The organism is Colwellia sp. SU-HH00943, assembly GCF_057546125.1.
Map to the genome: position 1 here is coordinate 410,552 of NZ_BAAJLW010000003.1, position 15,100 is coordinate 425,651.

The 15,100-nt window shown below is 38.2% G+C and carries 12 protein-coding genes and 4 tRNA genes; all 16 read left to right on the forward strand.

Features of this window, described 5'->3' with window-relative positions:
* The first annotated feature begins 352 nt into the window (after positions 1-352).
* The 16 genes from AC27GZ_RS10225 (at position 353) to nhaC (ending at position 15,069) form a co-directional block, all read left to right on the forward strand.
* Positions 353-428, forward strand: a tRNA-Ala gene (locus AC27GZ_RS10225).
* A 67-nt stretch (positions 429-495) separates the two neighbouring features.
* A tRNA-Glu gene (locus AC27GZ_RS10230) sits at positions 496-571 on the forward strand.
* A gap of 156 nt (positions 572-727) precedes the next feature.
* Positions 728-803, forward strand: a tRNA-Glu gene (locus AC27GZ_RS10235).
* A gap of 182 nt (positions 804-985) precedes the next feature.
* Positions 986-1,061 (forward strand) — tRNA-Glu (locus tag AC27GZ_RS10240).
* Between the two features lie 222 nt (positions 1,062-1,283).
* A complete protein-coding gene (locus tag AC27GZ_RS10245) occupies positions 1,284-1,988 on the forward strand; it encodes a GntR family transcriptional regulator (protein WP_487094887.1) in 705 nt (234 codons plus the stop codon).
* 10 nt (positions 1,989-1,998) lie between these two features.
* Positions 1,999-2,889, forward strand: a complete 891-nt coding sequence (prpB, locus tag AC27GZ_RS10250) for a methylisocitrate lyase (RefSeq protein WP_487094889.1) — start codon at positions 1,999-2,001, stop codon at positions 2,887-2,889.
* A gap of 137 nt (positions 2,890-3,026) precedes the next feature.
* The gene (gene prpC / locus AC27GZ_RS10255) at positions 3,027-4,151 is read left to right on the forward strand and encodes a bifunctional 2-methylcitrate synthase/citrate synthase (RefSeq protein ID WP_487094891.1); all 1,125 of its coding nucleotides are present in this window, start codon (positions 3,027-3,029) and stop codon (positions 4,149-4,151) included.
* A 64-nt stretch (positions 4,152-4,215) separates the two neighbouring features.
* Positions 4,216-6,831, forward strand: coding sequence for a Fe/S-dependent 2-methylisocitrate dehydratase AcnD (gene acnD, locus AC27GZ_RS10260; RefSeq protein ID WP_487094892.1), 2,616 nt, complete (start codon positions 4,216-4,218; stop codon positions 6,829-6,831).
* Between the two features lie 63 nt (positions 6,832-6,894).
* Complete coding sequence (prpF, locus tag AC27GZ_RS10265) at positions 6,895-8,073, forward strand: 2-methylaconitate cis-trans isomerase PrpF (RefSeq protein ID WP_487094894.1); 1,179 nt, start codon at positions 6,895-6,897, stop codon at positions 8,071-8,073.
* Between the two features lie 145 nt (positions 8,074-8,218).
* Positions 8,219-8,863, forward strand: coding sequence for a DUF2057 family protein (locus AC27GZ_RS10270; RefSeq protein ID WP_487094896.1), 645 nt, complete (start codon positions 8,219-8,221; stop codon positions 8,861-8,863).
* Positions 8,864-8,884: 21 nt separating this feature from the next.
* Positions 8,885-9,676: an SIMPL domain-containing protein gene (locus AC27GZ_RS10275; RefSeq protein WP_487094897.1), complete on the forward strand. Its 792-nt coding sequence runs from the start codon at positions 8,885-8,887 to the stop codon at positions 9,674-9,676.
* 95 nt (positions 9,677-9,771) lie between these two features.
* Positions 9,772-10,236: a GAF domain-containing protein gene (locus AC27GZ_RS10280; RefSeq protein WP_487094898.1), complete on the forward strand. Its 465-nt coding sequence runs from the start codon at positions 9,772-9,774 to the stop codon at positions 10,234-10,236.
* 17 nt (positions 10,237-10,253) lie between these two features.
* Positions 10,254-10,544, forward strand: coding sequence for a hypothetical protein (locus AC27GZ_RS10285; protein ID WP_487094899.1), 291 nt, complete (start codon positions 10,254-10,256; stop codon positions 10,542-10,544).
* Between the two features lie 51 nt (positions 10,545-10,595).
* Entirely contained in the window at positions 10,596-11,246 is a 651-nt protein-coding gene (proQ, locus tag AC27GZ_RS10290) for an RNA chaperone ProQ (RefSeq protein ID WP_487094901.1), read from the forward strand.
* An 81-nt stretch (positions 11,247-11,327) separates the two neighbouring features.
* Positions 11,328-13,427 (forward strand): carboxy terminal-processing peptidase, encoded by a 2,100-nt coding sequence (prc, locus tag AC27GZ_RS10295; protein ID WP_487094902.1) that lies wholly within the window; start codon positions 11,328-11,330, stop codon positions 13,425-13,427.
* A 160-nt stretch (positions 13,428-13,587) separates the two neighbouring features.
* Positions 13,588-15,069 (forward strand): Na+/H+ antiporter NhaC, encoded by a 1,482-nt coding sequence (gene nhaC / locus AC27GZ_RS10300; RefSeq protein WP_487094903.1) that lies wholly within the window; start codon positions 13,588-13,590, stop codon positions 15,067-15,069.
* The last annotated feature ends 31 nt before the right edge of the window (positions 15,070-15,100 follow it).

Sequence of the window (15,100 nt, forward strand, 5' to 3'; positions counted from 1 at the left end):
AGCTGCTTCATTTTCACTAAATTATTAACTTTGTTATGAATTGAGACTACAATTTGTACAGGCCAAACAAGTGTTTAGGCAAAAAACAATCAACTTGTTGCATAAGTAATCACTCAAGGTGACTTTTATAATATTTTACTGTTTTTTTTAAAATAAGTGTTGACAGTTTTATGGCTGCTGCTTAGAATGCGCCTCGTTTTCAGCAAGTGTTCATTTCATTGTAAATTGCTTAGTTGAAATGGCATTTTTCATTAGAAATAATGGAAAAGCAGTATACTGAAATAACTATTAGGCCAGTTATTAAGTATAACCGTTTGAATAACTTCTTATTAAAGGGAATATTTAAACAAGCGGGGCTATAGCTCAGCTGGGAGAGCGCTTCGCTGGCAGCGAAGAGGTCTGCGGTTCGATCCCGCATAGCTCCACCAAATTTAGGTTCTTTGATGTTTTTAATAGCAAAGAATAGATAGTTTTAACTTGTTATCAAGTTTTAGTGTCCCTATCGTCTAGAGGCCTAGGACACCGCCCTTTCACGGCGGTAACAGGGGTTCGAATCCCCTTAGGGATGCCACTATTTTTAATTCAGTGTCTATTGTTTGATAGATAGTGTATTAACAAATTAAGTTAGCTTAAACTTATAAAACAAAAAGCAATTAAGAATTGGTATATCCAATTCTGTGAGAAATGTTAAAACAATAAGTTTTGATAATTATCTTACGGTTTTAGTGTCCCTATCGTCTAGAGGCCTAGGACACCGCCCTTTCACGGCGGTAACAGGGGTTCGAATCCCCTTAGGGATGCCACTTTATTCTAACTATTAGGGTAGGGTGCTTAAAAGTGAATCAGTTTCTTATACTGACATTTACATGAAAATAAGAGTTTAGAGTTTTAGTTTTGTCTTAAGTCGACTATCATTGAAATTAGACTTAACTAAATCACCAGAGTGATCTGGTAGATAGTATGTCTTAACAAGAGTTAATACAGTGTCCCTATCGTCTAGAGGCCTAGGACACCGCCCTTTCACGGCGGTAACAGGGGTTCGAATCCCCTTAGGGATGCCACTTTTTATGAGTTATTCTTTTATAGAAAGTGTACAAAAGTGAAACATAGAAAACCCACGTAATATTTTATATTACGTGGGTTTTTTTGTGCCTGTCATAACCCACCCTTAGTTTTTAATTGTCGACAATAATACTTAAGTCTACTTGTATTATAAAATCAAACCGCTATTATTCACATGTATCAAATAAATGTGTCGACAATTTAAAAGCTAAGGTCAATGAATGTCTCTATCAAATCCTACTAAACAAACTGCAGTGACAACAGCGGATAAAGTATTTGAACAAATGCAACATGCTATTGTGGAAGGAGATATTCCACCTGGTAGTAAAATTAGTGAGCCTGAACTAGCAAAACGCTATCAAATCAGTCGCTCTACCTTACGAGAAGCTTTAAATCGTCTTGAAAAGTGTCACTTGATTGAGCGTAAAGCGAATGTGGGCTCAAGAGTCGTAGATTGTACTATTGAAGGGTTACTAGAGCTATATATTACGCGTGAAGCTCTAGAAGGAATGGCATGTCGTCAAGCTGCATTGAATATGTCTGATGAGGAAATTGTCGACATGCAATCTATGCTGCATATCCATAGTCAAACTCAAGATCTTAAAGATGGCGTTGCTTACTACCAAGAAGAAGGCGATCTCGACTTTCACTATAAAATTATTCTTGGCAGCCATAACAAACAGTTAATTGATTTGATCTGTGGCCAGCTATATCACTTAGTACGTATGTATCGCTACCAATTTGGCATGAACAGTCCTAGAGCAAGCCGTGCTTTTAATGAGCATTCTCAAATTATACAAGCTATTTGTGATAGAGACGGAGAACTAGCGGAAATATTAATGCGACGACATATTGCAGCATCAAGAAAGAATATAGAAAGCAAAATAGCCCAACAAAAACTAAATGAATTAAAAATGTCGAAATAGAGGAAATAAGATGACAACTCACTTATCAGCCGGAGCCAAATTCCGTAAAGCGTTAAGCAATAACAAACCCCTTCAAGTTGTAGGAACGGTTAATGCCTATTGCGCTATGATGGCAGAGCAGTTGGGACACCAAGCCATTTACTTATCTGGAGGCGGTGTAGCGAATGCCTCATACGGTTTACCTGACCTTGGCATGACATCATTAAATGACGTCATAGCCGATGTATCACGTATTACTTCCGCATCAAGTTTACCTTTACTTGTAGATATTGATACAGGTTGGGGTGGAGCATTTAACATTGCTAAAACCATTCGCGATATGGAAAAAGCGGGAGCAGCCGCTGTTCATATAGAAGATCAAGTGGCACAAAAACGTTGTGGTCATCGTCCAAATAAAGAAATTGTTTCGACAGAAGAAATGGTCGACCGCATTCGTGCTGCTGTTGATGCCCGCCAAGATCCTGATTTTTTCATTATGGCGCGTACCGATGCCTTTGCTCAAGAAGGATTAGAAGCCGCGCTTGAACGAGCGAAAGCTTATGTAGAAGCTGGTGCTGACGGTATTTTTGCTGAAGCAGTTAAAACAGAAGAGCACTACCGAGCTTTTACCCAAGCATTAGAAGTACCTGTCTTGGCAAACATTACCGAATTTGGTCAAACTGAATTATGGAATAAACAGCAACTAGGAGAGTGGGGGTGCGCTATGGTTTTGTATCCTTTATCAGCGTTTAGAGCAATGAATAAAGCGGCGGAGTCTGTTTATAAAACGCTTTTAGCTGAGGGCGATCAAAAAGCTGAAATTGAAAACATGCAAACGCGTATGGAGCTTTATGATTACCTTGGCTATCACGATTACGAACAAAAATTAGATTCACTTTTTGCAGAAGGTAAAAACAAGTAAGCCAAGAGTATTTTCCGCTATTGCCTACATTAATCAAAGGCCCTATACCAATCAAAACAATAGGGGCTTTTTGAGGAGAGCTAAATAGCGGTGACATAAATAGATTAAAAAATTTAATAAATTATGAGGATAGAGCTATGGTTGATAAAAAATTAGGTGGGGCAGGATTACGTGGTCAAAGTGCGGGTGAAACTGCGTTATGCACGGTAGGGAAATCAGGGAGTGGTTTAACTTATTGTGGTTATGATGTTGCTGATTTAGCTGAAAATGCCACCTTTGAAGAAGTTGCTTATTTATTATTTAATGGTGATCTCCCTACAGCAGAGCAACTTGCCATTTATAAAGCAGACTTATTTGCCATGCGTGATCTACCCGATGCACTTAAATCCGTGTTAAAGCTGATCCCAAAACACGCTCACCCAATGGATGTAATGCGTACAGGCTGTTCATTTTTAGGTAATGTCGAACCCGAAGTTGATTTTACTGAGCAAAATAAAGCGGCTAATCGTTTGTTGGCAGCTTTCCCTGCCATCATGTGTTATTGGTATCGATATAGCCATGAAAGTGTTGAAATAGATTGTACAAGCAGTGAAGGTTCATTAGCAGGGCATTTTTTACAATTATTAAACGGTGTAAGCCCTTCAGCGCAACATGAACGCGTGATGGATGTCTCATTAATCTTATATGCTGAGCATGAATTCAATGCCTCAACGTTTACTGCGCGAGTTTGTGCGTCAACATTGTCAGATATGTTCTCATGTATCACTGGCGCTATTGGAACTCTACGTGGACCCCTTCATGGCGGCGCAAATGAAGCCGCAATGGATATGATTGAGAAATTTTCTTCACCTGAAGATGCTAAAGTTCAGATGGCAGGTATGCTTGAGCGAAAAGAAAAAATAATGGGCTTTGGACATGCTATTTACCGAACTTCAGATCCCCGTAATGTCATTATCAAAGCATGGTCAGAAAAACTAGCTGCAGAAAACGGTGATACTTCTCTTTACGATATTTCTGTCGCCTGTGAAGAATTTATGTGGGATACCAAAAAGCTCTTTTGTAATGCTGATTTCTTCCATGCCTCAACATACAACTATATGGGTATTCCAACTAAGTTGTTTACACCTATTTTTGTTTGTTCTCGTCTAACCGGTTGGGCAGCACACGTTATGGAACAACGTGCTAATAACCGTATTATTCGTCCATCTGCAGACTATATTGGCTCTGAACCACGTAAAGTAACACCAATAGCAGAAAGGTAAACCTAAAAGTTGAGACGTTGTGAAGTGTCAGAGGAAACTCTGGCACTGTCCTGAAGGAAATATTATGAATTACGAATATCGCAAACCATTGCCAGGTGCCAATATAGATTATTTTGATACCCGTTCAGCCATTGAAGAAATTAGCGCAGGTTCCTATGCAAAACTTCCTTATACATCACGTATTTTAGCTGAGCAACTAGTCCGTCGCTGTTCACCTGAAACGCTAACTGACTCGTTAAAACAGATCATTGAAAGTAAGCAGGACTTAGACTTTCCTTGGTATCCAGCGCGGGTTGTTTGTCATGATATTTTAGGTCAAACAGCGCTTGTTGATTTAGCTGGACTTCGAGATGCAATCGCAGAGCAAGGTGGTGATCCAGCTAAAGTAAATCCTGTTGTACCCACACAACTGATTGTTGATCACTCACTTGCAGTAGAGCATGGCGGTTTTGAAGCAGATGCGTTTGATAAAAATCGTGCTATTGAAGATAGGCGCAATGAAGACAGGTTTCATTTTATTGAATGGACAAAAACAGCCTTTAAAAATGTTGATGTTATTCCTGCGGGCAACGGCATTATGCATCAAATAAACTTAGAAAAGATGTCACCTGTTGTACAAGTACGTGATGGTGTGGCATTTCCTGATACCTGTGTTGGAACAGATAGTCACACACCGCATATTGATGCCTTGGGTGTGATTGCTATCGGAGTTGGTGGTTTAGAAGCTGAAACAGTCATGTTAGGTCGTCCATCCATGATGCGCCTGCCAAATATTATTGGCGTTAAACTTATTGGCAAGCGAAAACCGGGTATTACAGCAACCGATATGGTATTGGCTATAACCGAGTTTTTACGTAATGAAAAAGTGGTTTCAAGTTATCTAGAATTTTTTGGTGAAGGCACCACAGATTTAACGATCGGCGATAGAGCCACCATTTCAAATATGACTCCAGAATATGGCGCTTCAGCAGCTATGTTCTATATCGATAGACAAACGATTGACTACCTTACTTTAACAGGCAGAGAGCCTGAGCAAGTGGCATTGGTTGAAACTTATGCAAAACATACTGGGCTTTGGGCTGACGATCTTGTTGAAGCTAAGTATCAGCGTGTGCTTGAATTTGATTTATCTACCATAGAGCGCAACATGGCAGGGCCTTCAAATCCACACCGCCGTTTACCTACTCATGCTTTAACAGAAAAAGGTATTGCGAAAGATTTAAGTACTTGCCACGCACAAGAAAAGGCCGGAGAAATGCCCGACGGCGCCGTTATAATAGCGGCTATCACTAGCTGTACTAATACGTCAAATCCACGAAATGTCGTTGCTGCCGGTTTAGTGGCAAAAAGAGCTAATGAGCTAGGACTAATGCGTAAACCTTGGGTTAAATCTTCATTTGCTCCAGGTTCTAAAGTAGCAAAATTATATTTAGAAGAAGCAGGTTTATTAACAGAAATGGAAAAGCTTGGTTTTGGTATTGTCGCATATGCTTGTACTACGTGTAATGGAATGAGTGGTGCATTAGATCCTAAAATTCAGCAAGAAGTGATAGACCGTGATTTGTACGCCACTGCGGTATTATCAGGTAATCGAAATTTTGATGGTCGAATTCATCCTTATGCTAAACAAGCTTTCTTAGCTTCACCACCTTTAGTTGTTGCTTATGCAATAGCAGGAACTATGCGCTTTGATATTGAAAAGGATGTGTTAGGGCAAGATCAACAAGGAAATGATATACGCCTAAAAGATATTTGGCCAAGTGATGAAGAAATTGATGCGCTGGTAAATGCTAGCGTTAAACCAGAGCAATTTAAAAAAGTGTATACGCCTATGTTTGATTTAGGTGCATTTGAGCCAGCAGAAAGTCCTCTTTATGATTGGCGTCCTCAAAGTACTTATATTCGCCGACCACCCTATTGGCAAAAAGCAGGGGATGGCGCATTAGCAGCTGAGCGTACTATGAAAAATATGAGACCACTAGCGGTTTTAGGAGATAACATCACTACCGATCATCTGTCGCCATCAAATGCCATTCAACTCAATAGTGCTGCTGGTGTTTATTTAGCTAAAATGGGGTTGCCAGAAGAAGACTTTAATTCTTATGCAACGCATCGAGGTGATCATTTAACTGCACAACGAGCAACCTTTGCTAATCCTAAACTGTTCAATGAAATGTGTTTAGATGAGAAAGGTGATGTTATTCAAGGCTCTTTAGCGCGTGTAGAGCCAGAAGGTCAACAAATGCGTATGTGGGAAGCGATTGAAACTTATATGGAGAGAAAACAACCACTGATTATTATAGCAGGGGCTGACTATGGTCAAGGATCTTCGCGAGATTGGGCTGCTAAAGGGGTTCGTTTAGCTGGAGTTGAAGTGATTGTTGCTCAAGGCTTTGAAAGGATTCATCGTACTAATTTGGTTGGTATGGGGGTATTACCTCTAGAGTTTATTGGCAGTGACACGCGCAAAACTTATGCTATTGATGGTAGTGAAACTTATGATGTTGAAGGAGAGGTTTCACCAGGCGCGGCAATGAAGGTGGTAATGACTCGAGCAAATGGAGAACAAATAACTATTAAGGTGAAGTGCCGTTTAGATACTGCTGAAGAGGTCAGTGTATTTAAAGCGGGCGGTGTTTTGCAAAAATTTGCTACTGACTTTTTAGCATCGAATGCCTAAAACGCATTGCTTTAAAGAAATGATAACCGGTTTATTCAATAAATTCATGAAAAGGATTAAGCAATGGCTTTCTCTCGACACTCTTCTCAACTAAAGATTCCAGCAACTTATATGCGTGGTGGTACTTCTAAAGGTGTTTTTTTTAATTTAACTGACTTGCCGATAGCTGCGCAGGTAGTAGGTAAAGCACGAGATGATATTTTACTACGCGTTATTGGTAGCCCAGATCCTTATGGTAAACATACTGATGGTATGGGTGGCGCTACATCTAGCACTAGCAAAACGGTTATTTTATCGAAATCAAACCAAGAAAATCATGATGTTGATTACTTGTTTGGACAAGTGGCGATAGATAAACCATTTGTTGATTGGAGTGGAAATTGTGGCAACTTAACTGCTGCAGTTGGCTCGTTTGCAATTAATTCAGGTTTAGTAGATACAAGTCGTATTCCTGAAAATGGTGTTTGTACAGTGCGTATCTGGCAAAAGAATATCAGTAAAACTATTATCGCCCAGATACCTATAACCAATGGGCAAGTACAAGAAACGGGGGATTTCGAGCTTGATGGTGTGACTTTCCCAGCAGCAGAAGTGCCTGTTGAGTTTATTGCACCGGTTGACCCAAGTGAAGCCATGTTTCCGACAGGGAATATTGTTGATGAGTTAGTTGTGCCAGACGTAGGAACATTTAAAGTAACGATGATCACAGCAGGCATTCCTACCATCTTTTTAAATGCTGAAGATATTGGTTATACAGGGACAGAATTACAAGAAGTGATAAATGGGGATGCAGCAGCACTTACTCAATTTGAAACTATTCGTGCCTATGGGGCCGTTAAAATGGGATTAATCTCAAACATTTCAGAAGCTGCTGCTCGTCAACACACACCTAAAATAGCTTTTGTTGGCCCCGCTCAAGATTATATAACCTCAAGTGGTAAATCAGTTTCAGCCTCTGAGATAGACGTACATGTTCGAGCACTATCTATGGGAAAACTACATCATGCCATGATGGGAACAGCTGCTGTTGCCATTGGAACAGCGGCAACTATCCCTGGCACATTAGTTAATTTAGCTGCAGGTGGTGGAGAGAAAGAGTCTGTTACTTTTGGTCACCCATCAGGTACTTTAAAAGTAGGGGCACAAGCAGTTGAAGCTGATGGGCAATGGACAGTGAAAAAGGTGATAATGAGTCGAAGCGCCCGTATACTGATGGAAGGTTGGGTTCGTATTCCAGTTTAACTAAGTTGTTTATTAAGCTGGTTATCGTTTGAAATATTCTTAAGCCGCTTTACTAGACTTTAGGCTACATTACTCATATTTTGCTTTGTTTTAAAGCGTAGTCAGTTTATAACTAAAGATACTTTACATTGTTAAGGACTTTATAGTGGCTAAGATTTTTTCAGGTGTGTACGTAAGTTTAATTAGTTTAGCTTTATCATTTTCATCATCAGCAGCCACAATCAAGGTGGCAGATAATTTAGTTGTGAGTGAAATTAATAATAATAAAGTTGAGCATGGTTTTATTAATAACACGTCTTCATTTAAACTTGATAAAGGCCAGAATACGCTTGTAGTACGTTATAAAGATGTACTTGAAGATATGGATTTTGGTGAGGAGAGGTTGGTTGAATCTAAAGATTTCGCTATTAAGTTCTCAATCGCTAATGAACAAACTTTAATGTTAACAACCACAACAATAAAAGGTTTTACTCAAGCTGAAAAGTTTGCAAACGCACCTCAAGTCATCTTAATAGATGAAAACAATCAACAGCTCGTCACGACATTAGTATCTGCTTCAGAGTATAAAATCGCTAAACAAGTTAATCTGGTTGTGGCGTCTTTAGCGCAACAATCACCAGCAGAAACGAAAACTCCGCAAGTGCAAGGTTTACCGGTTTCATCTCAAGAAAATAGCACTACCAATAATCTTGCTTCACAAGTTGATTCTTTCACTATGTTAAAATATTGGTGGCAGACTGCTTCAGAAACTGAAAGAACGCAGTTTATTTTATTTTTGAAAAACCAATAAAGCCTAAATTTGGAGCTTGAAATGATACCAATAGTCAAAAATGTACGCTTTTGTTTTTTCTTCCTATTAATAAGTAGTTTCACTTTATCTGCTGCTTCGCTAGAGCAAAATATTATCGAAGTTAAAGGGAAGGCGACGGTTGCGGTTCAGCCTGACGAGTTTTCTTTGAGCCTGACAGTTGCCCAAAAAGGTCGAAACACCAGTAAAATTCGTTCATTTGTTGAAAGTAAAAGTGATCAAATCGTTGAGATAGCAAAAGGTTTAGGCGTTTCTGATAATAATATTAACTCAGCACGAGTGAATATGCGTGTTATTGATGATCATGAAAAAGTGAATATTCAAGGTATCGAAGTTAATCAAAAACTAGCCAATAATACACGTAGTAAGGTGTATGTAGATGGTGATTTTACTGATAATAATGACAATAGAATTCAACAGTTTGAATTGAGCCGTATAATTTCAGTTAATTTTTCAAGTATTGAAGATTACGATCACTTTTTAAGTAAGGTAATTAAAATGGGCGTTGAACGTATATCCCCGTTAACAACCAGTGTCTCTGATGCAGAAAAACCTTATCAGCAAGCCTTAAATAAAGCTATTGACGATGCTAAAAGTAAAGCGCAATTGTTAGCAAATCAGGCAAATGTAAGTTTAGGGAAAATGTTATACGTAAAAGAGTTGAGTCAGAATCATTACCAATCTCGACCAGCCGTTGCAAGGGGGGGTAATAATGCTTCACAATTTCATCAATCACAGGTGATGGATACAACAATAAGCGCCACTGTTTTGGTTAAATTTGCTATCAAAGAGTAGTTTTTAGGTTTTATCTTGGATAAAGCTTTAACTATCCCTGTTTTCAAGGTATGTTATGCGTTTTTAAGATATAGCTGTTTAGGAAAACTTACTTGGTGAGCAAATCGATATTTTATCAAGAGTTATTAACACAAGTGAAAGCGTTAATTGCTGATGAAACGGACTTGATTGCTAATATGGCAAATATTAGTGCATTACTTTTCGAAAAATTAGAGCAGGTGAATTGGGTTGGCTTTTACCGTACTGTCAATGGTGAGCTTGTTTTAGGACCTTTCCAAGGTAAAGTTGCCTGTATTCGAATCCCTTTTGAAAAAGGTGTTTGTGGTGCAGCAGTATCAAGCGCAAGTACACAACGAGTCGCTGACGTTCATCAATTCCAAGGTCATATCGCCTGTGATGCCACAACCAACTCAGAAATTGTTATTCCTGTAAAACTTAACAATGATATAATTGCCGTATTGGATATAGATAGCACGAGTTTTAGTCGATTTGATCAAGATGATCAACAAGGACTTGAAACTATCGTTGACGCGTTAGAGCAAACGTTAGTCAAGCCGTAAATCAGAGAATTTTCACGATGAAAGAATTTGTAGTCATTCATGATTATATAGTCAGTGAAGCAGTCGTTGGAGACTGGGAAGGGCAGGAAGAGCTTGTTGCTGAGAAGGTGAATGAAATTTATCACACCTTATATGATTTAGCAGAAGAAGATATTGCCACCGAAGAACTTGAGCAGTTATTAGGCTTAGTTTGGGATACATGGATTGGACAAGAGTTATTGCCAGAAATAGAAAGTGAAGATATATACGATTGGTGTCGCCATTTATTAGAAAATAGAGAGCAACACCTACAACAGCAAGATTATTAATTTAATACTTATTTAACCTAATTTAACTACACATTGTAAAAAGATAGATTTATGGAAACTGAAATAAAGCGTTTAAGCACCAAAGACATTATCACGTATTTAGTTGAAAAATTCCCAGAGTGTTTTTCGGTAAAAGGTAAAGTTAAACCTCTAAAGATTGGTATATTCCAAGACTTAGCTGAGAAATTAAGTGATGATGAAACAGTGAGTAAAACTCGCTTACGTCAAGCACTAAGGCACTACACAAGTAGTTGGAGATACCTTAAAGCGATAAAAGTAGGGGTGTTTCGTGTTGATATTGATGGCAAGGAAGTTGCTGAAATAGATGAAGAGCAAGCGAATTACGCGAGTAAGACCTTAAAAGAAAGCCAAGAAAAATTTGGTAACAAAAAAGAGCAAGACAAACCTGCTAAAAAACCTTATAAAGCTAAAGCTACTGATCATAAAGGTAATAATTCAGATAAGCGTGATTCTGCTAAGTTCAAATCAGTTAAATCTAGTGCTAAAAAAGCCGTTAAAAAAGATTTGCCACCGTTAAAACCAGTTGAATCAGCTACAATTAATGTAGGCAGTCAGGTGATGGTGCAATTGGGGAATTCTCCAATGAAAGCAACTATTACTGAAATTGCGGGCAAAGATATTAGCGTTCAGTTAGATTCTGGTATGGTTATTAAAACGCAAATGAAAAACATATATAGCTAGCTTTACTACAGGCTATATATAGCCTAAACAGTAGTTTATTAGACTCATATAAATTCTTAAGTAAAGTTTGGAGTAAAATGCATGCAAAAACTTTGTCGTATCGCACTTGCTGTTTCAGTTTCCGTTAGCCTGTCATTTACAAGCCTTAGTGCTTTTTCAGCAGATGATCCCAGTGATACGTCACTACCAGAATTGGTTCCTCAAAGTCAGCATGCAACTGCCAGTAAACGTATCACGGCCCGTTTTACTCGAGGGCATTATAAAAAAGTCAAAATTAGTGATGAATTATCACAAGAAGTGTTTGATAGATATATTAAGCAATTAGATTATTCACGTAATATCTTTTTAGCTTCTGATGTTGCTGAATTTCGAAAACAAAGTCTTGGCTTTGATGATGTGTTTGCCCGCGGTAAGTTATCTTTTGCCTATGATATTTATAACTTAAATATGCAGAGGCGTTTAGAGCGTTATCAATATGCCCTTTCTTTGCTAGACAAGAATGCTACAGATGAAAAAGAAAATGATAAAGCGCCGTTTGACTTCACTAAAGATGAAAGCTATTACTATGATCGAGAAGATGCTGACTGGCCAACGTCTGAGGCTGAACTCGATGAATTATGGCGATTAAAAGTTAAATCTGATGTCTTGAATCTAGTATTAACAGGCAAAGAATGGCCAAAGGTTAAAGAGATTCTTACTAAACGCTATAACTATGCTATTAAGCGTTTAAAGCAGGGTGAAAGTGAAGATGTGTTTCAGTTAGTTATGAATAGCTTTGCACGTGTTGTAGAGCCGCATACTTCTTACTTGTCGCCACGTAATGCTGAACGCTTTCAAATGGATATGAATTTATCACTTGAAGGTATTGGTGCTGTATTACGCGCTGAAGAAGATTATACCGTTATTCAAAGCATAGTTACTGGTGGCCCCGCAGATAAATCAAAACAGTTAAAAGCAAAAGATCGCATTGTAGGTGTGGCACAAGCTGATAAAGAGTTTGAAGACGTTATTGGCTGGCGTTTAGATGATGTCGTTGAAAAAATCAAAGGTCCTAAGGGAACAACTGTCCGCTTACAAATATTGTCAGGTGAGTCTGATGATGACGCTAATATTAAAGTAGTTACTATTGTTCGAGATAAAATAAAATTAGAAGATAGGGCAGCAAAATCCGAGGTTTATTATGAAGGCATCGGAGAAGATGCAACTGATGAGCAAGCTAAGGCGAATACTAAGAAGTTAGGGGTCATTACCATACCTAGCTTTTATAACAATTTATCTCGTGATGTGAAAAAAGAATTAGATAAGCTTAAAGAAGCCGGTGTAGAAGGGATTATAGTTGATTTACGCGGTAATGGCGGTGGCTCTTTACCTGAAGCAACTTTATTAACGGGCTTATTCATTGATAAAGGCCCAGTTGTGCAAATTCGCAACAGTGCTGATCGTGTAGATGTTCACCGTGATCGTGATGGTATAAGCTACTATGATGGCCCATTAACTGTCATGGTAGATAGGTACAGTGCTTCTGCTTCTGAAATTTTTGCTGCGGCTATTCAAGATTATGGACGTGGTATTATTGTTGGAGAACATACCTTTGGTAAAGGTACAGTTCAGCAGCATAGAGGCTTAGGGCGTGTATATGACTTATATGAGAACCCTTTAGGTAGCATTCAATATACCATCGCAAAATTCTATCGTATTAATGGCGGTAGTACTCAGCACAAAGGTGTGTTACCTGATATTGCTTTCCCAACAGCGGTTGATCCAAATGATTGGGGAGAAAGTAAGGAAGAAAATGCGCTACCTTGGGATCAAATTGATAGAGCGCAATATACTCAGTTAAATAATGTTGAAACTGATATTTCTTATTTAACCTCTCTTTACCAACAGCGTATTAAAGAAGATGCAGAGTTTAACTATTTATTATCGGATATAGAAAAATACAAAGCTGAAAAAGATGATAAATTTATTTCTCTAAATATCAATGTTCGAAAAGAAAAACGCAAAGAGCGTAAAGCTAAACAACTTGTTAGAGCCAATGAGCGATTAAATCGTTTGGGTAAAGAGCAAGTTAAATCTTTAGATGATTTACCTGATGAACTAGATGAGCTTGATCCATTTTTGGATGAAACAGCACGCATCACCTTTGACCTAGTCAGTTTAGGAAAAGTCGCGAAAAAGTAATATATCTATTATTATAAAGCCGCCTTTAGGGCGGCTTTATTGTTTTTATGCATAGATTTTAGTAAAAAAGATTTTTAATACCAAATATTTACTTTCATTGGTATAAGTAGCTAGATTAAGAACCAACAACAATATAAATATAACAAGGTTGCACCATAAAATGTCAAATCAATCTCCTTCTGAAAATCAACTGAGCAAACATACCCAAGCACCTACAATGTTTGAGGCATTAATTCCATTAATCGCCTTGATTGTTATGTTAACAGCTTCTGTTGTTTATTTTGCTGATAATTCATCTTATGGTCCAAACCAAATATCTTTATTATTAGCCATGGGCATAGCCATCATTATCGGGCTGAAGAATGGCTTTAGCTGGCAAGATATTGAAAAAGCAATTGTTAATGGTATCTCTCTATCGTTAGGGGCGATACTGATATTATTAACTGTAGGTGCGTTAATTGGCACCTGGTTGCTATCAGGTACCGTTCCAACAATGATTTACTATGGTTTGCAGATTATTGATCCGAGTTGGTTTTATGCGGCTTGTTGTGTTGTTTGTGCAATTGTGGCCATGAGTATAGGTAGCTCATGGACAACTGCTGCAACGGTTGGTGTTGCATTTATTGGAATTGCAAATGGTTTTGATATGTCAGCTTCTGTTACGGCTGGTGCAGTAATCTCAGGTGCTTATTTTGGTGATAAATTATCTCCTTTATCTGAAACAACTAACCTTGCACCTGCTGTAGCAGGTAGCGAATTATTTGACCATATTCGGTATATGTTACTGACAACAATCCCGTCTATCGTTATTGCATTAATATTGTTCTTAATCATTGGTTTTGATCACTCTTCTACTAATGCAGTTAATAATCAAAGTATTGATGTAATGACCTCTACTTTAACAGCCACCTACAATATCTCATTAGCTAATTTCATTCCTCTAGTCATTTTACTCATATTGGCTTATAAAAAAGTACCTGCATTTCCAGCGATAGCTATAGGTGCCATTTTAGGTGCTTTTTGGGCAGTGCTTTTTCAACAAGAGCTTATTATCAATATGGCAGAAGAAGGTCTCTCTAGTACTACCGCTTATATTACCATTGTCTGGACGGCTTTTTTTGATGGTGTAGTGGTTAGTACGGGTAATAATGAAATTGACGAACTGCTTAGCAGGGGTGGCATGTCAAGTATGCTTAATACTATCTGGTTGATAATATGCGCATTAAGCTTTGGCGCGGTACTTGAACATCTAGGTATGTTAACTAAGTTTCTTGAAACTATACTTAAAACCGCTAAATCAATTGGCAGTTTAATAACCAGTACTATTGTGACTTGTTTTGGCACAAACTTAATTACATCAGATCAGTATATGGCGATAGTTATGCCTGGAAGAATGTTTAAATCTGAATATCAACGCCGTGGCTTACACCCTACAGTGCTCAGTAGAACTTTAGAAGATTCTGGCACTATCACATCACCTATTATTCCTTGGAATACCTGTGGTGCATTCATGTTTGGGGTATTAGCGTTAACCTCGTATGATTATATTTTTTATTGTTTTTTTAATCTTGTAAATCCTATTATTGCAGTGATTTATGCCTATACAGGATTTAAAATTAGAACCCTCGCTAGCAAAGCTTAATTTTATGCCTGCTTACCTATGGGCTTTCATT

Excerpts from the sequence above, each read along its gene's own strand:
- AC27GZ_RS10245 (WP_487094887.1), top strand. The coding sequence starts at position 1,284 with ATGTCTCTATCAAATCCTACTAAACAAACTGCAGTGACAACAGCGGAT.
- AC27GZ_RS10275 (WP_487094897.1), top strand. The coding sequence starts at position 8,885 with ATGATACCAATAGTCAAAAATGTACGCTTTTGTTTTTTCTTCCTATTA.
- prpC (WP_487094891.1), top strand. The coding sequence starts at position 3,027 with ATGGTTGATAAAAAATTAGGTGGGGCAGGATTACGTGGTCAAAGTGCG.
- proQ (WP_487094901.1), top strand. The coding sequence starts at position 10,596 with ATGGAAACTGAAATAAAGCGTTTAAGCACCAAAGACATTATCACGTAT.
- prpF (WP_487094894.1), top strand. The coding sequence starts at position 6,895 with ATGGCTTTCTCTCGACACTCTTCTCAACTAAAGATTCCAGCAACTTAT.
- acnD (WP_487094892.1), top strand. The coding sequence starts at position 4,216 with ATGAATTACGAATATCGCAAACCATTGCCAGGTGCCAATATAGATTAT.
- AC27GZ_RS10285 (WP_487094899.1), top strand. The coding sequence starts at position 10,254 with ATGAAAGAATTTGTAGTCATTCATGATTATATAGTCAGTGAAGCAGTC.
- prpB (WP_487094889.1), top strand. The coding sequence starts at position 1,999 with ATGACAACTCACTTATCAGCCGGAGCCAAATTCCGTAAAGCGTTAAGC.
- prc (WP_487094902.1), top strand. The coding sequence starts at position 11,328 with ATGCAAAAACTTTGTCGTATCGCACTTGCTGTTTCAGTTTCCGTTAGC.
- nhaC (WP_487094903.1), top strand. The coding sequence starts at position 13,588 with ATGTCAAATCAATCTCCTTCTGAAAATCAACTGAGCAAACATACCCAA.